25 protein-coding genes are annotated in these 20,082 nt (G+C 65.8%); 12 read left to right on the top strand and 13 right to left on the bottom strand.

Features of this window, described 5'->3' with window-relative positions; translation table 11 throughout:
* The first annotated feature begins 3 nt into the window (after positions 1-3).
* A complete protein-coding gene (locus RPPS3_RS17470; protein WP_107345195.1) occupies positions 4-636 on the top strand; it encodes a TetR family transcriptional regulator in 633 nt (210 codons plus the stop codon).
* Positions 637-640: 4 nt separating this feature from the next.
* Positions 641-1,066, top strand: a complete 426-nt coding sequence (locus RPPS3_RS17465) for a DUF3574 domain-containing protein (protein WP_107345194.1) — start codon at positions 641-643, stop codon at positions 1,064-1,066.
* Here the strand turns inward: RPPS3_RS17465 and RPPS3_RS17460 are convergent.
* The 3 genes from RPPS3_RS17460 to RPPS3_RS17450 form a co-directional block, all read right to left on the bottom strand.
* Positions 1,056-1,253: a TenA/THI-4 family protein gene (locus RPPS3_RS17460; protein WP_107345193.1), complete on the bottom strand. Its 198-nt coding sequence runs from the start codon at positions 1,251-1,253 to the stop codon at positions 1,056-1,058. The two genes, RPPS3_RS17465 and RPPS3_RS17460, sit on opposite strands and share 11 nt — an antisense overlap.
* Before the next feature lie 43 nt (positions 1,254-1,296).
* The gene (locus RPPS3_RS17455; protein WP_107346663.1) at positions 1,297-1,548 is read right to left on the bottom strand and encodes a transcriptional regulator; all 252 of its coding nucleotides are present in this window, start codon (positions 1,546-1,548) and stop codon (positions 1,297-1,299) included.
* Positions 1,549-1,647: 99 nt separating this feature from the next.
* Positions 1,648-1,857, bottom strand: coding sequence for a cold-shock protein (locus RPPS3_RS17450; protein WP_107346662.1), 210 nt, complete (start codon positions 1,855-1,857; stop codon positions 1,648-1,650).
* 278 nt (positions 1,858-2,135) lie between these two features.
* Between RPPS3_RS17450 and RPPS3_RS17445 the strand changes: the two genes are divergently transcribed.
* Together RPPS3_RS17445 and RPPS3_RS17440 are read left to right on the top strand one after the other, a co-directional pair.
* Entirely contained in the window at positions 2,136-3,389 is a 1,254-nt protein-coding gene (locus RPPS3_RS17445; protein ID WP_107345192.1) for an arsenic transporter, read from the top strand.
* A gap of 116 nt (positions 3,390-3,505) precedes the next feature.
* Positions 3,506-4,243, top strand: coding sequence for a DUF3750 domain-containing protein (locus RPPS3_RS17440; protein WP_234819983.1), 738 nt, complete (start codon positions 3,506-3,508; stop codon positions 4,241-4,243).
* Between the two features lies 1 nt (position 4,244).
* Here RPPS3_RS17440 and yidD read toward each other — a convergent pair whose 3' ends face one another.
* The gene (yidD, locus tag RPPS3_RS17435; RefSeq protein WP_107345190.1) at positions 4,245-4,619 is read right to left on the bottom strand and encodes a membrane protein insertion efficiency factor YidD; all 375 of its coding nucleotides are present in this window, start codon (positions 4,617-4,619) and stop codon (positions 4,245-4,247) included.
* A gap of 240 nt (positions 4,620-4,859) precedes the next feature.
* Between yidD and RPPS3_RS17430 the strand changes: the two genes are divergently transcribed.
* Positions 4,860-5,750 carry a hypothetical protein gene (locus RPPS3_RS17430; RefSeq protein ID WP_107345189.1) on the top strand — a complete coding sequence of 297 codons (891 nt, stop codon included), beginning with the start codon at positions 4,860-4,862 and terminating at the stop codon, positions 5,748-5,750.
* Between the two features lie 173 nt (positions 5,751-5,923).
* Here RPPS3_RS17430 and RPPS3_RS17425 read toward each other — a convergent pair whose 3' ends face one another.
* On the bottom strand, positions 5,924-6,376 hold the full coding sequence (locus RPPS3_RS17425; RefSeq protein WP_012496819.1) for an iron-sulfur cluster assembly scaffold protein: 453 nt from the start codon (positions 6,374-6,376) through the stop codon (positions 5,924-5,926).
* Between the two features lie 268 nt (positions 6,377-6,644).
* Between RPPS3_RS17425 and folE the strand changes: the two genes are divergently transcribed.
* Positions 6,645-7,334: a GTP cyclohydrolase I FolE gene (gene folE, locus RPPS3_RS17420; RefSeq protein WP_107345188.1), complete on the top strand. Its 690-nt coding sequence runs from the start codon at positions 6,645-6,647 to the stop codon at positions 7,332-7,334.
* A 28-nt stretch (positions 7,335-7,362) separates the two neighbouring features.
* Positions 7,363-7,818 carry a phosphoribosyl-AMP cyclohydrolase gene (gene hisI / locus RPPS3_RS17415; RefSeq protein WP_107345187.1) on the top strand — a complete coding sequence of 152 codons (456 nt, stop codon included), beginning with the start codon at positions 7,363-7,365 and terminating at the stop codon, positions 7,816-7,818.
* Positions 7,819-7,828: 10 nt separating this feature from the next.
* Here the strand turns inward: hisI and RPPS3_RS17410 are convergent, their stop codons facing one another.
* A complete protein-coding gene (locus RPPS3_RS17410) occupies positions 7,829-8,536 on the bottom strand; it encodes a hypothetical protein (RefSeq protein ID WP_107345186.1) in 708 nt (235 codons plus the stop codon).
* A 184-nt stretch (positions 8,537-8,720) separates the two neighbouring features.
* On the opposite strand from RPPS3_RS17410, the gene RPPS3_RS17405 reads away from it, so the two are divergent.
* Positions 8,721-9,761 carry a transglycosylase SLT domain-containing protein gene (locus tag RPPS3_RS17405; protein ID WP_107345185.1) on the top strand — a complete coding sequence of 347 codons (1,041 nt, stop codon included), beginning with the start codon at positions 8,721-8,723 and terminating at the stop codon, positions 9,759-9,761.
* A 7-nt stretch (positions 9,762-9,768) separates the two neighbouring features.
* On the opposite strand, the gene RPPS3_RS17400 is transcribed toward RPPS3_RS17405, so the two are convergent.
* The 5 genes from RPPS3_RS17400 to RPPS3_RS17380 all read right to left on the bottom strand — a co-directional run bounded on the left by RPPS3_RS17400 (position 9,769) and on the right by RPPS3_RS17380 (position 15,175).
* Entirely contained in the window at positions 9,769-10,716 is a 948-nt protein-coding gene (locus tag RPPS3_RS17400) for a LysR family transcriptional regulator (RefSeq protein WP_107345184.1), read from the bottom strand.
* Positions 10,717-10,794: 78 nt separating this feature from the next.
* Positions 10,795-12,468, bottom strand: a complete 1,674-nt coding sequence (locus RPPS3_RS17395; RefSeq protein WP_107345183.1) for a carbon-nitrogen hydrolase family protein — start codon at positions 12,466-12,468, stop codon at positions 10,795-10,797.
* A gap of 60 nt (positions 12,469-12,528) precedes the next feature.
* Positions 12,529-13,308, bottom strand: coding sequence for an ABC transporter ATP-binding protein (locus tag RPPS3_RS17390; protein ID WP_234819982.1), 780 nt, complete (start codon positions 13,306-13,308; stop codon positions 12,529-12,531).
* A gap of 53 nt (positions 13,309-13,361) precedes the next feature.
* Complete coding sequence (locus tag RPPS3_RS17385; RefSeq protein WP_107346661.1) at positions 13,362-14,354, bottom strand: ABC transporter substrate-binding protein; 993 nt, start codon at positions 14,352-14,354, stop codon at positions 13,362-13,364.
* 35 nt (positions 14,355-14,389) lie between these two features.
* Complete coding sequence (locus RPPS3_RS17380; RefSeq protein ID WP_107345181.1) at positions 14,390-15,175, bottom strand: ABC transporter permease; 786 nt, start codon at positions 15,173-15,175, stop codon at positions 14,390-14,392.
* Between the two features lie 447 nt (positions 15,176-15,622).
* On the opposite strand from RPPS3_RS17380, the gene RPPS3_RS17375 reads away from it, so the two are divergent.
* Positions 15,623-16,792 carry a DUF2336 domain-containing protein gene (locus RPPS3_RS17375; protein ID WP_107345180.1) on the top strand — a complete coding sequence of 390 codons (1,170 nt, stop codon included), beginning with the start codon at positions 15,623-15,625 and terminating at the stop codon, positions 16,790-16,792.
* 153 nt (positions 16,793-16,945) lie between these two features.
* On the opposite strand, the gene RPPS3_RS17370 is transcribed toward RPPS3_RS17375, so the two are convergent.
* Complete coding sequence (locus tag RPPS3_RS17370; RefSeq protein ID WP_107345179.1) at positions 16,946-17,536, bottom strand: Hpt domain-containing protein; 591 nt, start codon at positions 17,534-17,536, stop codon at positions 16,946-16,948.
* 17 nt (positions 17,537-17,553) lie between these two features.
* On the bottom strand, positions 17,554-18,099 hold the full coding sequence (locus tag RPPS3_RS17365) for a response regulator (protein ID WP_011158922.1): 546 nt from the start codon (positions 18,097-18,099) through the stop codon (positions 17,554-17,556).
* 234 nt (positions 18,100-18,333) lie between these two features.
* Here RPPS3_RS17365 and RPPS3_RS17360 point away from each other — a divergent pair, with 234 nt between their 5' ends.
* The 3 genes from RPPS3_RS17360 to RPPS3_RS17355 all read left to right on the top strand — a co-directional run bounded on the left by RPPS3_RS17360 (position 18,334) and on the right by RPPS3_RS17355 (position 20,010).
* Positions 18,334-18,519 (top strand): hypothetical protein, encoded by a 186-nt coding sequence (locus RPPS3_RS17360; RefSeq protein WP_234819981.1) that lies wholly within the window; start codon positions 18,334-18,336, stop codon positions 18,517-18,519.
* Positions 18,520-18,874: 355 nt separating this feature from the next.
* Positions 18,875-19,051: a hypothetical protein gene (locus tag RPPS3_RS24650; RefSeq protein ID WP_011158920.1), complete on the top strand. Its 177-nt coding sequence runs from the start codon at positions 18,875-18,877 to the stop codon at positions 19,049-19,051.
* A gap of 254 nt (positions 19,052-19,305) precedes the next feature.
* On the top strand, positions 19,306-20,010 hold the full coding sequence (locus RPPS3_RS17355) for an SDR family oxidoreductase (protein WP_107346660.1): 705 nt from the start codon (positions 19,306-19,308) through the stop codon (positions 20,008-20,010).
* Positions 20,011-20,082: the final 72 nt, after the last annotated feature.

The raw sequence follows: 20,082 nt of genomic DNA, 5'->3' as shown, positions 1-20,082 counted from the left end.
CCGATGGCCGAACGCCGAAGTGGCTCAATTTCCTCGCGAAAACAGCCGCAGCAAGCGCGCTCGACCGAGCTGGTCGCGGCCATTCTGGAGGCGGCTGTTCAGGTTTTGGCGAAGGAGGGCGCGCAGCGCTTCACCACCGCGCGGGTCGCCGACAAGGCCGGCGTCAGTGTCGGCTCGCTGTATCAGTACTTCCCCAACAAGGCCGCGATCCTGTTCCGGCTTCAGAGCGACGAGTGGCGGCAGACCTCCGAGATGCTGCGCGACATCCTCGAGGATCGCCGCGATCCGCCGCCGCAGCGGCTGCGGCGGCTGGTGCATGCCTTCATCCGATCCGAATGCGATGAAGCCGAGGTGCGCGGCGCGCTCGATGATGCTGCGCCTTTGTATCGCGACGCGCCGGAAGCCCGTGCGGCCCGCAAGGCGATGGACGGCACCATGGCGGCATTCCTGCACGAGGCGGCGCCGAACAGCTCCGAGGCCGCGCGCCTGCGGGCGGCGGAGCTGATCAGCCGCACGATCGCGGCGCTTGGCAAAGACTTCTCGAGCCGCCCGCGCACGGCGGCCGAGATCACCGCCTATGCGGATGCGGTCGGCGATATGCTATGCGCTTATCTGAAGACGCTGCGACGAGGGTGAGACGATGCGCAAGCCGGTCCTGACACGGCTGCTGATAGCCTGCCTAGCTGCGACGTCGCTCGGCGGCTGTGCGGCGCTGCCGACGCCGGCGTGCCTGCCGCCATCGCAGCCGATGCTGAGTGCCGAGCTGGCATTCGGCCGCAATATCGGCGACCGGCTCGGCGTCAGCGATGCCGAGTTCAAGCGCTTCACCGCGGAAGAAATCACGCCGCGGTTTCCGGATGGGCTGACGGTGGTGGATAGCGTCGGGCAGTGGCGCGACAGCGAGCGCGGCCACATCGTCCGGGAAAAGGCCAAGCTGGTGACGCTGGTGTTCGCCGACGATCCGGCCAAGCGCGCGGCGCTGAGCGCCATCGCCGACGCCTATAAGCAGCGCTTCAAGCAGCAGGCGGTGATGATCTCGGTGCGGCCGAGCTGCGTCAGCTTCTGAGCGCAGCGGCAGTGCCGCGCTCGGTGATCTGATAATGCGTCGATCGGGGATCGACCGAGGAGCGCTTCAGCCAGCCAAGCTCGACGAGGTTTTCGAACGGCTTCTGCTCGCGCGCGCCGAACACCTGGCGGCGGCCGCCGTTGGTCTGAATATCGCGGATCAGCTTGAAATCGTCGGCGGTCGCCATCGTCGTCTCCAGCCGGGACCGCGCAAGCAGCACTCCGCACCCGTCAGCTTACGGACGTCTTGCGCGCCCGCTTCTTCGGCGTGGCCGCCGATGGATCTGCCGAAGCCGCCGCAGCGGCCTGTTCAGCCTCGCGGGCGAGCCGCAGCGCGCGCAGCCGCTCCATGTTCTTGCGAAGCGCGACGCCTTCGCGCGCGACCTCCGCCATCCGCTGCGCACCTTCCTGCTGTTCGAGCGCCTTGCGGCGAGCCCGTTCGATGCTGGTCGGGGAGGGAGTGGTAGTCTTCTTGTCAGTCATATCCGTCTCCTTCGGCACGCGCGGCAAAACCCGCTCGATCGCAGGGATCGAACGGGCCCATCTGCCGTTTCAGTACATCCGTGAAACGGAGACGCCGGATCAAGCCAGCGCGAGATTTTCCGCGCTGCTCTTGCCGCGCATTCTGTCAACCTTCACCTCGAACGAGACCTGCTGGCCTTCGGCGAGGCCGGACAGCCCGGCGCGCTCAACCGCGCTGATGTGCACGAACACGTCGTTGCCGCCGTCGTTCGGCGCGATGAAGCCAAAACCCTTTTGGCCGTTGAACCACTTTACGGTACCAGTCGTCATTTCCATTCTCCAAAGCACATCGTCCGCGCCAACGTGGCACGTGACGTTTCAACTAATCGATGACTTTGGGAAGGAGCCCGCGGGCGCATTCAGAAAGGCACAGCGGCTAATCGAATAACTAAACCGTATAGCATCTGCCCCTGTCATACAAGGACTATATTGTCGCGCGCTGCCTGCAGGGACTGCAACCGTACCGATAGAGACAATCGCAGCATCATCGCTTATCGATTAGTTCCGCTTCCTTCAGCTTGATGTTCCACTTCGCAATGCCAAGTTTCATGCTCTCCCACGATCCTGTTCTGACCTGGAGTATCGTCGCCCTCGCCACCGCAGGGGTGATCATTCGGCCGCTGCGCTGGCCCGAAGCGGTATGGGCGGTCGCGGGCGCGGTGGCGCTAGTCGTGCTCGGTTTGCTGTCATGGCAGGACGCGCTCGCCGGCGTGCGCAACGGCATCGACGTGTATCTGTTTCTGATCGGCATGATGCTGATCGCCGAACTGGCTCAGCGCGAGGGGCTGTTCGATTATCTCGCGGCGTTCGCGGTCCAGCACGCACACGGTTCGCCGCAGCGGCTGTTCCTGTTGGTGTATGTGGTCGGCGTGTTCGTGACGGCGCTGCTCTCGAACGACGCCACCGCGATCGTGCTGACGCCGGCGGTGTATGCGGCGACGCGCGCGGCGGGTGCTGCGCCGCTGCCGTATCTGTTCGTCTGCGCCTTCATCGCCAATGCGGCGAGCTTCGTGCTGCCGATCTCCAACCCCGCCAACCTGGTGGTGTTCGGCGAGCACATGCCGCATCTCGGCGGCTGGCTGCAGCAATTCACGCTGCCGTCGCTGGCGGCGATCGTCGCGACCTATCTGGTGCTGCGTCTGGCGCTGCGCCGTTCGCTCGCCGCGCAGAGGATCGAGATGCGAGTCGAGACGCCGCATCTGTCGCGCGGCGGCAAGCTCGCCGCGGTCGGCATCGGCGCGATCGCGATCGTGCTGTTGACGGCTTCGGCGCTCGATGTCGCGCTCGGGCTGCCGACCTTCGTGTGCGGCCTCGTCACCACGGCGGTGGTGTTGGCGGTCGCCCGGCAGTCGCCGGTTCCAGTGCTGAAGGGCGTGTCGTGGAGCGTGGTGCCGCTGGTCGCAGGCTTGTTCGTGATGGTCGAGGCGCTGAGCCGCACCGGCGTGATCGGCGCGCTCGGCGGCCTGCTGCGCGAGGCGGTGGCGGATGCGCCGCGGCTCGGTTCGTGGGCGGCCGGCATCGTCACCGCGATCGCCTGCAACATCGGCAACAACCTGCCGGTCGGCCTCGTCGCCGGCTCGGTCGCGGCCGACAATCACCTGCCGCGCGAGACCATCGCGGCGCTGCTGATCGGCGTCGACCTGGGACCGAACTTCTCGGTCACCGGTTCGCTCGCCACCATCCTGTGGCTGGTGGTGCTGCGCCGGAACCAGATCGAAGTCACCGCCTGGCGGTTCCTCAAGCTCGGCCTGGTGGTGACACCGCCCGCACTGATCGCGGCGCTCGCAGCGGCAGTGTGGTGATCCTCTCGGCGCTGCTAACAACGCGCCGTTCCTGCACGTCCGCGTGATCGGTTCTAGCGAGCGCAGGGGTGCCGTCTATATTGTTCGGTATCCTCCTTCGCATTGACTATCCCCACGTGAGACGTTTTGTGCTGATCCTGTTGTTGTTGCTGATCGTGCCGATCGCCGTGTCGGCCGGAAAATACTGGCTGGGCGATCGCAGCGTCGACTGGCAGAGCGCCGACCGTTCCAGCGCCGGGCTGCTGCCGCCGGCGGCGCAGAATCCCGATGCGGTGGTGCGGGTGTTTGCCGCGCGTACGGTGCGCTGGCGCGGCATCTTCGCCGTGCACAGCTGGATCGTGGTGAAGCCGGCGAACGCATCGCGCTACACCCGCTACGACTACACCGCGTGGGGCACGCCGATCCGCGTCAACGGCTTCGTCGCCGACGGTCGCTGGTTCGGCGACGAGCCGCAACTGATCGCGGCCGCCGACGGCGAGGCCGCTGCGGCGATGATCCCGAAGATCGAGGCCGCGGTGAAAGGCTATAAGCTCGCCGCGTACGGCGACTATCGCGCCTGGCCGGGGCCGAACTCCAACACCTTCGTGGCTGCGGTGATTGCGGCGGTGCCGGAACTGCGCACCACGCTGCCGCCGACCGCGATCGGCAAGGACTATCCGTGGGACGGCGGATGGGTTGCCGTGACGCCGTCCGGCACCGGTGTCCGCGCGACGCTCGGCGGTTATCTCGGCCTGACGCTCGGTTGGATCGAGGGCCTCGAACTCAACGTGCTCGGCGCCGTCATCGGCCTCGACCTGCGCCGGCCGGCGGTCAAACTGCCGGGTCTCGGCCGCATCGGTGTCAGTGCGGCGTAAGCTACGAATGTGAGCCGCAGCCGCATGGCGCGGCGACATCCGGCGGCGGTGCGTTGACGCCGCGCCAGCGGGCGTAGCGCCACGGCAGATACCAATGTGCGCCGGGCGGCGGGACTTGCGGAACCAGATCGATCCCGGACGTGCCCCACGGCTGGCAGCGCAACAGCCGCGCCAGCGTCATCCAACCGCCGGCCCACAGTCCGAACCTGCTGATCGCTTCGTCCCCGTACATCGAGCAGGTCGGATAATGCCGGCAGTTGTACCCGACCAGCGGCGACAGCGTGTGACGATACAGCCAGATCAGTCCGCGCCCGATGTTCCGCGGCAGACGCAGCACCGCTGCGATCCAATCAGTTTCGCGACTTGGTAGTTGCATGAGCAGATGCCGTTTCGATGAGCGGCGGTTTGCGCGGTTCCGTTGCGGGGAACCGCGAGGCGCCGACATTTGCGCAACACTTCACCCGAAACTCGCGGGCTGTTGAGCGCATCGCAGCAAAACGCGGTGGTGTTTGCGGTTGATCAAAGTTAGCTTTTTCACAACGGTTAAGTAACAGACACGTGACAGATTCGCGTTGGAACTTGTGACGCAGTTGCTGCCGGAGCGAAGGAAGCCAGGTTGGGACGCGCAGTTCTTTCTTGTCTGAACGGTGGGGCGCTGGGGCTGGTCGCAGCGCTCGGCATCGTTCTACTCGGGTTCGCAGCCGACAGCAGCATTCCTGTCACGGCCGGCGCCGCCAGTCTCGAAGCGCGGCGGCAGCCGATGAAGTTCGGCTGGGTCGCCTGCGATCCGGATTGCGGCGGCTGGATCAGCGCCATCGGCATTGTCACCACCGACACCCCGAAGGATTTCGAGGATTTCGCCCGCGAGCGCAAGCTCGGCGGCGCCACCGTGGTGCTGGATTCGAGCGGCGGCTCGGTCAACGACGCCATCACGCTCGGCCGGCGCTGGCGCAAGCTCGGGCTGGCCACCACGGTCGGCACCAGCGTGCCGTCGGCGTCGCCGCTCGGCAGCCGCGCCCGGATCGAGCCCGGTGCCTACTGTGAATCGATGTGCGTGTTCCTGCTGCTCGCCGGCAATTCCCGCTATGTGCCGGAAGGCGCCCACGTCCGGGTTCATCAGATCTGGATGGGCGACCGCGCCGAGGATGCCCGTGCCGCCAGCTACACCGCGCAGGACATGTCGATCGTCGAGCGGGACATCGGCCGGCTGGCGAAGTTTACGTTCGAAATGGGCGGCACCGGCGATCTGCTGTCGCTCGCCCTCAGCGTGCCGCCGTGGGAAGATCTGCATGAGCTGTCGCGGCAGGAGCTGCGTGACACCAACCTGATCACCACCCAGGCGATCGCCGATCTGTTGCCCGGCCTCGCCGGTGCATCGGCCAAGACCGTGGCATCGGCCGAGCCGAAGCCGGTCCAGGACCGCTTCACCCCGCAGCCGGCGGCCGCCACCAAGACCGCCGAAGCGCTCCCCACCGGCGGCACCGCTGCGGCACAGCCGGGGCACTGAACCAAAGCAACGTCATTCCGGGGCGCTCGCGACAGCGAGCGAACCCGGAATCCCGAGATTGCTGTGCGTTGTCTTTCACAAAGTCGAGATTCCGGGTTCACGCGCTGCGCGCGTGCCCCGGAATGACTCGGAGGGAGCTCCGCTCGCGCCCCGGAATGACTCGGGGGGAAGGGCTACGCCGTCGCCTTGGCGCCGTCGTTTTGCGCTTCGATCTGTCCGATCGCGTCGACCACCGCGTCGAAGGTCAGCAGCGTCGAGGCGTGGCGGGCCTTGTAGTCGCGGACCGGCTCGAGCATCGCGATGTCGGCCCATTTGCCGTCGGGCGGGGCGCCGTTCTCTTTCAGCATCTTGCGCACGGTCTCGCGCAACGCTTTGAGTTCGCTGGCGGTCGAGCCGACCACGTGGCTCGCCATGATCGACGAGGAGGCCTGGCCGAGCGCGCAGGCTTTGACGATGTGGGCGAAGTCGGTGACGGTGTCGCCATCCATCTTGAGGTCGATCGTCACGGTCGAGCCGCACAGTTTGGAATGCGCGGTGGCGCTGGCGTCGGGATGCTCCAGCCGCCCGATCCGCGGAATATTGCCGGCCAGTTCGATGATGCGCTTGTTGTAGACGTCGTTGAGCATGCCGCGAATTCCGATGCCGGCGCTGGGCACGCCGGTCGCCCGGAGGCGGCGACCTTGGCGGTTCCGGCTTGCCGTCTTATATAGGAAGCGTGGCTTTCGAAATGAAGCCTCGCCGTGCGGCTGACTGCGCCGCGCGGAGGCCGCGAGCCGAAATCGGTCAAACACTTGGCCGGCCGGGCTCGCCGAAGGGATCAAGACGACCGGCTGTTGTCCGCCCGTCTGCCCGGTGACACATCCGGCCCAACAAGGCCGGTCGAACGGAGAGAAGATGGACGCCAAAATCAAGCCGATCCGCGGCACCAAGCCGGCCGAAGGCCGCCCCGAATTCCAGCCCGCCGAGCTCGATCCGTCCGAGTTCCTCGAAGTCGCGGTGCAGCCCGATCAGCCGCGCCCGTCGCGCGCCGAGGCCGAAGCCGCGGTGAAGACGCTGCTGTCCTATATCGGCGAGAACACCGAGCGGGAGGGCCTGCTCGACACCCCGCGCCGGGTGGTCGAAGCCTATGACGAGCTGTTCCAGGGCTATCACCAGTGCCCGAAGGAAGTGCTGGAGCGCACCTTCGGCGAAACCGCCGGCTATGACGACTTCGTCCTGGTCCGCAACATCAGCTTCACCTCGCATTGCGAGCACCACGTGATGCCGTTCTACGGCAAGGCGCACATCGCCTATACGCCGGTGGAGCGGGTGGTCGGACTGTCGAAGCTGGCGCGTCTGGTCGACATTTTCGCCCGCCGCCTGCAGACCCAGGAGCATCTCACCGCGCAGATTGCCGCCGCGATCGACGAGGTGCTGAAGCCGCGCGGCGTCGCGGTGCTGCTCGAAGCCGAGCACACCTGCATGTCGGTCCGGGGTATCGCCAAGAAGGGCGCCACCACTTTCACCAGCCGCTACACCGGCGTGTTCCGCGACAATCCGGCGGAGCAGGCGCGGTTCATGTCGATGGTCAGGGACCGCGGCTAACGCGCGAGTCCTGCAAGGCAATTCAATCGTGTCCAGCGAATCGCGTTCAAGTTCTTCACCCGTTGCGCCCGATGATGTCGAGGAAGGCGTTGTGCTGCGCCCGAAATTCGACGCGCACGGGCTCGTCACCTGCGTCGCCACCGACGCGCGGACCGGCGACGTGCTGATGGTCGCGTTTATGAACGACGAAGCGCTCGACCGCACCATCCAGACCGGCGAGGCCTGGTACTACAGCCGCTCGCGCAAGCGGCTGTGGAAGAAGGGCGAGACCTCCGGCCACATCCAGAAGGTGCTGGAGATGCGGGTCGATTGCGATCAGGACGCGGTGTGGGTCAAGGTCGACCAGACCGGGGGCGCCGCCTGTCACACCGGCCGCCACTCCTGCTTCTATCGCCGCATCGACCGCGGCGGCGACGGCGCGCCGGTGCTGATCGAAACCGACGCCGAGCGCAAGTTCGACCCGGACAAGGTTTACGGCAAATAGCCCTGCGGAATCAGGCCAGCCGGCTGGTGACCTCGCGCTGCTGCTGCACCGGATCGGGGCCAGCATTCGCGCCGGTCGGGTCGGCGATGCTGTCGATGTAGTCCAGCGCGGCCGATCGCAATTGGCCATCCTTCAGGCTGATCACACCCGACAGCGTCTGAATGTTCATCGAGCGGGTGTTGTAGTTGCTCCAGGCGCTCTGCTGCTGCTTGCTGCCCGGGGCGCTGGCGCCCTTTTCCTTGTTGTAGAGCTCGAGCGCGGTGTTTGCCGCCTTCAGCGCGTTCAGCCCGGCGATCTCCTTCAGCTCCTTGGCGACATCAGGATTGTCGGCGAAGTACTTCTCGATCTTCGCTTTCCACGGCCCTTCGGCGGTGACGTTGCCGAATTTGTCGACCTGCAGCCTGACGGCGTCGTCGAGATTGACGTTCAATTTCTTGAACGCGTCGGTGAGCTTGGCGGTCAAGGCATCGGTACGCTTCTGCAGGCTCTCGTCGAACGACAGCGCGAGCTGTTCGGTGGCGGCCTTGTCGGCCTTGGCCTTGTCGAGAATCGCCTTGGCGCGATCGGATAGCGTGACGGTGTCGACCGCACCCGTGGCCGCGGTGGTGGCCGATTGCGATGTCGTCGATGCGGTGGCGGATGGAATCGCGCCCGCCTGCGTCTGGCTCGCCAAAAAGGCCGAGGTCCCAGCGGTGGTGGAGTTGGTGATCGCGGTCATGGCTTTCTCCCGATGACTCTGCGCCCCGGTCAAACTCCGAGCGGACTGGCATGAGTCTAGCCATCTTAGGTTAAGCGGGCGTCAAAGGCTGTATCGGGTTTCGGTCGTTAATACTGCGTTAACCATAATCCCGCAGGGTCGCCGGTGACGGAAGGGCGCTCGCAGCGGAGAGCGGGCAGGGGCTATGACGGTCGAGATTTCAAATCCGGCGGTGATGATCGTCGATCCGGCGCGGACCAAGGTCGCCGGCGCGATCAAGCAGGCTGCCGGCGCCACCGGCACCAGCTTCCAGTATCTGCTCGCCACCGCCAAGATGGAGTCGGACTTCAATCCGACCGCCCAGGCCAGCACGTCATCGGCCCAGGGCCTGTTCCAGTTCATCGAGCAGACCTGGCTCGGCACCGTGAAGGAGGCCGGCGCGCAGCTCGGCTACGGCCAATATGCCGATTCCATCACCCGCTCGGCTTCGGGCAGCTATTCGGTCAGCGACCCGTCGGCGCGCGCCGCGATCATGAATCTGCGCAACGATCCGGTGGTGTCCTCGGCGATGGCCGGGGTGCTGACGCAGTCGAACAGCTTCAAGCTCACCGGCGAGATCGGCCGGCGCCCGTCGGACGCCGAACTCTACATGGCGCACTTCATGGGCGTGGCCGGCGCCGCCAAGCTGATCAACGCCGCAAGCGACACGCCCAACGTCGCCGGTGCCGCGCTGTTTCCCTCGGCGGCTGCGGCCAACCAGTCGATCTTCTACGATCGCTCCGGCAACGCCCGCAGCGTCTCCGAGGTGTATTCCAATCTCGCGACGCGCTACGAGGCGGCCGCCAATGCACCCGCAACGCAGAGCGCGATCGCCTCGGTCGCCGGCCTGCCGGTGACGCTGGCTTCGGCCGCACCGCAAGTGCCGGTCGACAACGCCGCGTATCTGGCGAGCTTCCCAGACGTGCGCAACGTCACGCCTGCACAAGCCGGCGACGCAACGCGCACCGCGACGTCGCAGCGCGGCAACGAGCCGATGTTCCGTTCGCTGTTCCTCGGCGGCGACCGCGCCGAACCTGTATCGCCCGCGGTGCAATCGCTGTGGACCTCTCCATCGCAGACGGCCATGCCGTCACAGACGACGATTCCGTCACAGACCGCGCTACCGGATCTGCCTCGGACTCCCGAAGTCCGCACGCCGACTCCGCTCGATCTGTTCAGCGATCGCAACGGCACGTTCGCGAGCTGAGCTTAGTTCAGCCATTCCGCTTGCGGCGACTGCGCTGATTTTGCACCGAGTTCAGGAACGCCTTGTCGGCTTCGATCCGCTTTTCCAGAAACGTCGTGACCGCCTTGATCCGCGCGACGTGAAGCAGGTCTTCGTGGACCGACAGCCAGATGTCGCGCGTGGTGAACAGCTCGGGCATCACCGGAAATAGCTCGGCATTGCCGGACGCCACGTAGGACGGCAGCATCGCGATCCCTTGGCCGGCCGACACGGCAATCGACTGCGCCACCAGGCTTGTGCTGCGGAAGATCGTATGCGGCGGCCGCAGCACGTCGGACAGCCAGCGGTTTTCCTTGCTGTAGATGTAGTCCTCGATGAAATCGATGAAGGCGTGGGTTTCGAGATCCTTCACCGTCGTTGGCGGGCTCCGGCCTCCGAAATACGCATCCGTCGCGTACAGCGAGATCCGGAATTCGCCGACCTTCTTGATCGACAGTCTCTTTCCGTGCGGCCGGAAGAAGCTGACGAAGATATCCGCTTCGCGCCGGCTGAGGTCGAGCAGCCGCGTGTCGGTGATCAGTTCGATCTGGATCGACGGGTAGATTCGGTTGAAGTCAGCGATGCAACGCGTGAGATAGAAGCTGCCGATCCCTTCCATCGCGGCGATCCGCACCGCACCGCCGGCGTCCGCAGTATCGGTCCCGATCGCCTCGACGATCGAGTTCGCCTGGCTTTCCATGCCCTCGGCATATTGCAGCAGCCGCATGCCGATCTCGGTCAGCGTGAAGCCCGACTTGCTGCGCTTGAACAGCGTCGAGTTGAGGCTGCGCTCCAGCTCGCGGACGCGTCGGCTGACGGTGGTGTGGTCGACCTTCAGCTTGGCGGCGGCGCGGACCAGACTGCGCTGCCGCGCCACTTCGAGGAAATAGACGACGTCGTTCCAGTCGTACCTGATGGTGCGCTGAGTCTTCGCCACGCCCGCTGCGGTCTCCCCGGCACGGCCGGCGCCGATGTGCCGACCTTCCGCTTGTGTCCGGACAGCCACCGAACGGGACTACGCCGCGACGATGGGAGCGTACGTCTCCACCAGCCGGTTTGCAAACATGTCCACCTTCGGGATCATCATCTTCTGCCGGCAGACCGCCAGATCGATGTGCTTGGGCATCACCGCGCCGAGCTTCATGACCCGCGGCGCCGCGATGTTGATGTCCCACTGCGGGAAGCCGGTCGGCGGGATCACCACGCTGCCGCCGGGGTAGGGACTGTCGACCCGGTTGGCGAGCACGACCGCGACCCGATTGTCCTCGGCGCGCGGCACAGCGAGCAGTTCGCGCTCGAACGGCTCGCGCAGCGCCGCCGGCCATAGAATGATGTCGGCCGCGCCGATCGCGAGGCAGCGCGAGGTTTCCGGAAACACCGCGTCATAGCCGGACATCACGCCGATGCGGCCGAACACCGTGTCGAACACCGGATAGTCGAAGCCGGCGACCGCCCATTTGCGCTCCTCGGCGGTGAGATGCGTCTTGCGATAGCGCCCGATCTCCTTGCCGTCCGGCCCGATCAGCACGGTGGTCACATAGAGCCCCGCAGCGGCACGCTCGACGATCGGCGCGGCGATCAGGCAGCCGTAGCGCGCGCTGATCTTTGCCACTGCGGCAAGGTTCGCCGCGGCCTGATCGGCGGCCGCAGCCGCTTCCGCTGGTGTCAGGATGTACTGCGCACTGAACGCGTATTCGGGCAGGGTGAGCACCTTGGCGCCGAGCTTGGCGGTGTGATCGACCATGTCGAGCACCTCCGCCACGCTGCACTCGGGCGTCACGTGCATTTGCACCGCCGCCACCTTGGTCACCGATTTCGACGGGATCAGCGGACGATCGGCAACGCCATAGACCGGGGTCTTCTCATAGGGCAGCGCCATGATGCCGTAGGTCTCGGGGCGCCGGTCGGCGATCTTGTCGTTGGCGGTGTAGATCGACTTGTCGGCAGCGGCGTCGAGATCGATGGTGGCGATCGATAGGCCATGGGTGTCGTACGGCACCTTGGAGAGCACGCGGCCCTTCGGATCGACGATCATGCTGCCGCCCGGATAGTAGATCGAGCGCTCATAGCCGGCCTTGGTGGCGGCCACCAGCCACACGCCGTTCTCATAGGAGCGCGCCGGGCCCCACATGTCGGCCTGGTCCATCGCAAAGAAGTTCGCCATGTCGACGATCACCTCGGCGCCCTGCATCGCCATCGAGCGGAAGATTTCCGGGATGCGGCCGTCGAAGCAGATCAACAGGCCGATCTTGCCGAGGTCGGTATCGACCACCGGACAGCCGCGCTCGCCAAACGCGAACCAGTTCTGGTCGTGCGTGGCGAGGAATTGCTTGTGATAGTGGCAGGCGACCTCGCCCTTGCGGTCGAACATGATGCCGGTGTTGAAGATCTTCTCTTTGGCCGGATCCCATTCGGTGATGCCGCTGGCGATATAGACGCCGTGCTTGCGGCTCAGCGCCGACAGCGCCTTGACGAACGGACCCTCGGTCAGCGTCTCGGCGAGTTCGCGGCAATGCTCGGGCGAGTCGAACAGATAGCCGGTGTCCATGCATTCCGGAAACACGATCAGTTCGGCGCCCTGCCGGACGGCGTCCTCGACGTAAGTCGTCGCGAGCGCGATGTTGAAGTCGAAATCGCCCAACTTGGCGAGTGTCTGCACCGCAGCGGCGCGAAACCGGCGCTTCGTCATGTCAGTCTCCAGATTGTAGGGGTGGTTCGGATCTTTCAGGCCCGGCTCAGCCGGCGCCCGTCATTTCTTCACTTCCTGCCAGAAGCGATCGAGGCAGTGACGCTTGAGCGCCATGAATGCATCGCCGGTGGTGACGGCGCGGTCGCGCGGCCACGGCAGGCCGATCTCGACGATCTCGGCGACCTTGGTCGGGCGCCGCGTCAGCAGCACCAGCTTGTCGGCCTGCTCGATCGCCTCGTCGAGGTCGTGCGACACCAGCAGCATCGTGGTCTTCGTCTTCATGAAGATCTTCTGCAGCTGCTCGCGCATCGACATCGTCATCTCGTAGTCCAGCGCCGAGAACGGCTCGTCGAGGAACAACACCTCCGGCTCGGTCACCAATGCGCGCAGGATCGACACCGTCTGCTGCTGCCCGCCCGACAGCGTGTAGGGATAGGCATTGAGATCGATCCGGATCTCGAATTCGGCCAGCAACTTCTCGATCCGCCGCTTGCGCTCGGCGCGCGGCACGCCCATCACCTTGAGTGGGTAGTGGATGTTGTCGATCGCCTTCAGCCAGGGAAACAGCGCCTCGCGATAGTTCTGGAATACGTAGGAGATCCGCGTCTCGCTGATGCGCTGGCCATCGTACAGCACCTCGCCGGCGTCCATCGGCATCAAGCCCGAGATCATGTTGATCAGCGTGCTCTTGCCGCAGCCGTTCGGACCGAACACCGAGATGAACTGGCCGAGCGGCAAGTCCAGGTCGAAGCCGTCATAGATGACAGCGTCGTTGAAGGTCTTGCGCAGGCCGCGGATCGTCATCTTCGCCTGCCGACCTGGCTTCGCAGCGGTGGGCATAGGTGCAGTCTCGGTCATCGGCTCCGGACGCAATTGGAGGACGCTGCTCGGGCTCATTCGCCGAGATCCGCCTTGGTCAGCAGCTTCTCGCGAACGTTGATCGGCCCCGGCACCACGCCTTCGGCAACGAATACGTCGACCAGCGCCTGATAGGATTTGACGTCGGTGTCGTTGAGATCCTTGAAGCCGCGCAAGTAAGGCTGCGCCACCAGATCGAGCTGATCGGCCTTGATCGGCGTGTAGGCCGGCAGCACCGCTTTGTATTTGTTGAAGTCGGCGTTGACGAGGTCGGTGGCCTGGTCGATCACCGCAACGACGCGGCGGGCGACGTCGGGGCGCTCGGTCATGAACTTGGTCGTCATCACCGAAGCGCCGGAATAGAACGGGTCGGCGATCACGCTGGCGACCGGATTGGTCATCGCGCGCTTGGCCTTGCCGGAGGCGACCGCGATCGAGCCGACCGGCTCCAGCGACAGCGTGGCGTCGGCCGTGCCGCCGACCACCGCCGGCACCTGCATCGCGACCGCGAGGTCGACCAGCTTGACGTCCTTGTCCGGATCGAGGCCCGCCGCCTTCACCATGTGGCGGGAGATCGTCCGCCACTGGATGCCGGGCACATGGCCGAGCGTCTTGCCCTTGAGATCGGCGAAGCTCTTGATGGTGCTGTCCGGCTTGACGATCAGCCCGTCATTGATGCGGTCGACCTTGATGCCGCCGCCCTGCAGCCCGAAGATCTTCAGCTTGCCGGGAAATTTCGACTCCGCGATCATCGCGATGCCGGCGGCAGCGCCGGGCGGACCGAAATCGGCGCGGCCGGCGATCAACGCGTCGATGATCTGGTTCGGCGATTCCATCTTGGCGGAGTCGATCTCGATGCAGGCCTTCTCGAACAGCTTCTGATCGAGCGCGACGTAGTAGGCGGTGGTCTGCATGATCGGCAGCCAGGCCGCAGTGACCTTGTCCATCTTGTCGCAGGCCGCCTGCGCGCCGCCGACGGTGGAGAGCGCAGCCGTGAGCGTGGCGGCCAGCAAGAATGATTTGGACATCGTCGTCTCCTTGTGAACGAGGGCAGCGGTGCGGATCATTTGCCCGACCAGTGGATGATCGAGCGCTCGATAAACAGCAGGATCAGATTGAGGCCGTAGCCCATCGCGCCGGCGATCAGGATCGAGCCGTACATGTCGGTGAGCGAGTAGGAGATCTGCGCATCGATGATGCGGTGGCCCATGCCGTCGGTGGCGCCGATGAACATCTCGGCGACGATGATCACCACCAGCGCCAGCGACACCGCCGTGCGGAGTCCGATGAAGGTCTGCGGCAAGGTCTCGAAGAAGATGACGTCGCGGAAGATCCGCAGCGAGGATGCGCCCATCGAACGCGCGGCGAGGATGCGGGTCTGCCGCGCATTCATCACGCCGTAGGCGACATTGAACACGATCACCAGCCATGCCGCGAATGCCGCCACCGCGATCTTGGCGAGATCGCCGAGCCCGAACAGGAGCAGAAACAGCGGAAACATCGCGGTCGCCGGCGTCGAGCGGAAGAAGTCGACGATGAATTCGACCGAGCGATACACCGCTGCCTTGGCACCGAGCACGATGCCGACCGGTACGCCCGCGACGATCGCAATCGCGATCGAGTAAGCGACGCGGACCATGGTGTGCCAGAAATCCTTGGTCATGCTGCCGGACCAGATCGCAGCAGCGGTGTCGCGAAGGGTGTCGACCGGGGAGGGCAGCAGATCCTTGTTGACCCAGCCGCCACGCGCGGCCAGCCACCAGATGCCGAACAGCAGCAGCGGGCCGACAGCGAGTTCGGTCGCGCGTCGCAACCTTGCTGTGGTGGCTTTCGAGATGGCTGTTTGCACGGCGCTCTCCTGCTGATCAGGTCGAAGTCGTTAGTTAGTTCGCTCATCATCGCTGACGGCGGCGCGATGAAAATGACGAATTGTGCAACGCAATGTGCAAATCTGCATATTCAAATCGGCAGGATGAGCGATCAATCTGTAATCATACACTGTCGAGATTGTGGGCAGTCTGGCGCCTTCCGCGGCTTCGCAAGTTGCTGGGTGCCGAGCTCGGAGACGACGAGAGACATCGCGTGCGGAGCTATTCGTTCGCGGAGCGGCTGCAAGTTCGTGGTGGCACGCGGACGTCTGTGGTTGGGCAGTTTCTGCCCCACGGTGGAGCCTTAACGAAACGTCAACGAACTCAGCCGGTTATGGTGAACCCTTTGTTAAGGGGCATGGTTTATTGATCGTTTATGAGAGGCGCCGAAACAGGCGTGAGGTGAAGTTGCGTCGGCCGGAAGTGTCATGATTGTTCGGCAGTTCATCAGTTGGATCCGTCACGCACCGGCCGGCGAACGTGCCGAAGCCACCCGCGCTCTCGCCCGCGCCTGGTTGATTTCCGATCTCACGATCGATGATCGCATCGCCGCCGAAGGCGCGCTGCTATTGATGCTGGATGATCCCGCTGCCCAAGTGCGGCAGGCGATCGCCGAAGTGTTCGCATCCCATCCCGACGCTCCGCCGACGATCGTGCGTGCGCTCGCCTCCGATCAGGCATCGGTGGCGCTGCCGGTGCTGGAGTTCTCGCCGCTGCTGCTCGACGCCGATCTGGTCGACATCGTCGCCACCGGCGACAACGCCGTGCAATGCGCGGTGGCGCGGCGTTTCCAACTGCCCGCCGCGGTGTGCGCGGCAATTGCCGAGGTCGGCTCACCTGCCGCGGCGCTGGAGCTGATCGAAAACCCGCACGCCGAGCTGGCGCCGTTCTCCTGGGACCGCATCGTCGAGCGTCACGGCCATCTCGCGGCGATCCGCGAGTCGATGCTGGCGCTGCCCGATCTGCCGGCGGCGACGCGGCTGGCGCTGGTGGCGAAGCTGTCCGATACCTTGCAGCAATTCGTGGTGGCACGTGGTTGGCTCAGCGCCGACCGCGCCGCGCGCGTGACCGGCGAGGCGATGGATCGCTCCACCATCGCGATCGCGTCGCGCGCCCGCGGCGCCGATATGGCGGCGTTGATGCGGCATCTGTGCGAGACCCGCACGCTGACCGCGGGACTGATCCTGCGCGCGCTGCTATCCGGCAATCTCCTGCTGGTCGAACACGCGCTCGCCGAACTCTCCGGCACTGCGCCGGCGCGGGTTGCAGCGCTGCTCGCCGACGGCGCGCGCGCGTCGCTCAATGCGCTACTCGGCCGCGCCGGGCTGCCGGAAACCGTCTTCCCGGCGTTCCGCGCCGCGCTCGCCGCCGAGCGCGAGATCGGCTTCGTCGCCAATGAATCCAGCGCCGCACGGCTGCGCCGCCGCATGGTCGAGCGGGTGCTGACTCAGTGCGAGACCGATCCGGATGCCGCGGGCCCGCTCTTGATCCTGCTGCGCCGCTTCGCCACCGAATTCGCCCGCGAAGAAGCCGCCGCGCTGCGCGACGAAGTGATCGCCGAAGAAGCCAGCTGGCGCTACGCGCCGGTCGCGGCGTAGCACAGCCCTGCAAGCCAACGATGAGTCATTCCGGGGCGCTTGCGTAGCAAGCGAACCCGGAATTTCGCGCTGTTGAGAGCTCGGCGTTGTCACAATTTCTGGATTCCGGGTTCGCCGCTGCGCGGCGCCCCGGAATGACGAGCCATGGGCGGCCTACTCGTCCGGCGCGATGCTCGGGGCGAGGATGGCTTCGAGGTGTTCGGGGCGATCGCGGTTGACGGCGGCGAGGTAGTCGTCGGCGACGCCGCGCAGCTTGCGGTTCAGCGCCCGCTGCACTTCGGATTTCTGGCCGCCGGCGCCTTCGCGCACGATCGCCTGGATCGCGGCGACGTGGTTGGCGATCAGTTCGGCCGGGACTTTGGCGAGATCGGGCGCGTGCTCGATGATCCGGCACAGGCTGGCCGCTGTCGCGGCCGCGGCCGGAAAGCCGAAGGTGGCGGCGTCGCCCTTGATGTCGTGGGCGGCGCGAAACAGCGCGGCGCGGCTGTCCTTGGTGACGCCGTCGCGCACCAGATCAGCATGGGCGGCGGCGAGCCGCTGGCATTCCTCGGCCATCCAGTCGCCGAACTCGCCGGACAGCGAGGCCAGCGCGGCTTCGGCGCGCGCCACCGGATCGTCCGTGGTCTCGGCCGGGGCATCCTCGGCCAGCCGGCGCATCGCGCGGCGCAGCGGGTTGGCCTGGGTGATCACCTGATGGGTCGGGAAGGTCGCGACCTGAATGTCGCCGGGGCGTGGCTTGCTCATGGCTGTCGAAACGCCTGCTAGGTGTTGACCCGGGCCTTATCGAGCAGCGAGGGCTGCTGGATAATGTCCGCTTCGCCGCCGTGGCGTCGCTCCGGCCCGATATAGCCGGCGGTGGTATTGCGGCGGCGGTCGGGGCCGAAGTAATTGCGGGTGCGGATGAACGGGCGCGGGCTCGCCACCACGTTGAGGATGCGCTGATACAGCCCTTTCGACGAGATCGGCTTGGCGAGGAATTCGGTGACGCCGGCATCGCGCGCCAGCGTGACGCGGCGCTTTTCCGAATGTGCGGTCAGCATGATGATCGGCGCGTATGGATTGCCCTTGGCTTCCGGCTGCCGGATCATCTGCGCCAGCTCCAGCCCGTCGAAGATCGGCATCTCCCAATCGGTGATCAGGATGTCGGGCGAATAGTGGCTGTACATTTCCAGCGCGGTGGCGCCGTCTTCGGCCTCATAGACTTCGCGGGTGCCGAACGAGTGCAGCAGCGTGCGCAGGATGCGCCGCATGTGCGGATTGTCGTCGCAAATCAGGAAGCGCAGCTTGTTGAAGTCGATCCGATACATGGCCCGGCCCGGGAGCGCTGTGCGCCGATAAACGTTGCGTTAACGATAGCGGCGCGTCGTTAAGGAAGGGTTGAAGGGCCGGACGGCGGGCAGGCGGGCAGGCGGGAGGCGAGGGGGCGACTTTCGACTGCGACCGGATATCGCACCCTTGGCGAATCCGGCGGCGCGAGATCGCAGTGGCGGTGGAACCCGAAATCGTGCCGACTAGGGAGTGTACTGATTCGGATGGCGCGCATGACCACGACCACCCCGCATTGCCCGACCTGCAACCTTCCGCTGGAGCTGATCGGCAATCGGCCGCTGGTGCAGGGTTATCAGGTGCGCGAATACAAATGCACGACCTGCGAGACGGTGACCCACCGCGCGATGCCGTGGGACCATTCGCTGACCGAGCCGCACGGGCCGTTCTATCACGAGTAGCTTCGATGCGATCACGCCCCGCACCGGCCGGACCGTCCGCGGCACGATCGCTCCCCGACATCCCGCTTGCTGATAGAGGTCGCCGCGGCGCACGTCGCTCGCGCCGCTTAGCAGTGCGTCACGCTTGCCGTGTGCGCCCTCGTTGCGCTGCACTGCACAACAGAACGTTTAATCAGCGATTATCCATCGCACACGACAGACGCATCGGAGCGGCGATCGGTTGTTCCCGGTCATTCATGATTATGACTCCGGCGCCTAGCATCATGTATCGTTCATGCAGCGACGCAGCCGGCTGTCCCAGCCGGCCTGCGCGCCACGCGGCCCGCGGCCGTGCTCATCAAGGAAAGGGACGACCATGGGTGACGACGTCGTAGCGTTCGCAGTGTTCACGCTGATCTGCAGCGCGTTCCTCGCCGGACTGATGTTCAACTACACCCGCCGCATCAACCGCCTGCGTAGCACCGTCTCCGCCCTGACCACCCTGACCGAGCTCGTCCCGCAACCGGTGCCGGTGCGCAGCAAGAAGGGTTGATCGCCCGACCTGCGTCTTTCACAAGACGCGGGAAAGCCTCTCCTCCAGTCATTCCGGGGCGCGCGCAAAGCGCGAACCCGGAATCTCACGTCGCGTATGGCATGGCCATGCGCGACGCCGCATCGTAAAGCCTACATCCTTCGTCTCTGATCGCTTTGTGATTGCGCCGCGCCGCCGTTCGCGCGGCCCCGCCGTTGCTGCTATCACGCGCGGGGCAGGCCGGTGCCGGCCCGCAGCAGCAGACGGAGGCAAGCATGGCAGTCGACAAAGTAGCCCTGATCACCGCGGGCGGTAGCGGCATGGGAGCTGCGGCGGCGCGCCGGCTGGCCGCGGATGGCTTCCGCGTCGCGGTGCTGTCGTCGTCCGGGAAGGGTGAAGCGCTGGCGCGCGAGCTCGGCGGCTTCGGCGTCACCGGGTCGAACCAGTCGAACGACGATCTGAAGCGCCTGGTCGACCAGGCGATGGCGCAGTGGGGCCGCATCGACGTGCTGGTCAACAGCGCCGGCCACGGCCCGCGCGCGCCGATCCTCGAGATCTCCGACGAGCAGTGGCATCAGGGACTCGACGTCTATTTCCTCAACGTCGTCCGCGCGACGCGGCTGGTGGCGCCGATCATGCAGCAGCAGAAGGCCGGCGCCATCATCAACATCTCGACCGCCTGGGCGTTCGAGCCGAGCGCGATGTTTCCGACCTCGGCGGTGGCGCGGGCCGGGCTCGCCGCCTACACCAAGATCTTCGCCGACCAATACGCCGCCGACAACGTCCGGATGAACAACGTGCTTCCGGGCTGGATCGACAGCCTGCCGGCCACCGAGCAGCGCCGCGACACCGTGCCGATGAAGCGCTACGGCACCAGCGCCGAAATCGCCGCCACCATCGCTTTCTTGGCTTCCGACGGTGCCGCTTACATCACGGGGCAGAACATCCGGGTGGATGGGGGCCTTACGCGGGCGGTGTGAGGCAAGGCGCCCGGAGGGGCAGATCAATTGTTCAGCCGCAGCCTCCGCCCCAAGTCGTCCCCGCGCAGGCGG

Origin of the sequence: Rhodopseudomonas palustris, assembly GCF_003031265.1 — a bacterium.
Taxonomy (GTDB): Bacteria; Pseudomonadota; Alphaproteobacteria; order Rhizobiales; family Xanthobacteraceae; genus Rhodopseudomonas; species Rhodopseudomonas palustris_H.
This window is presented reverse-complemented; position numbering and strand designations above follow the sequence as displayed.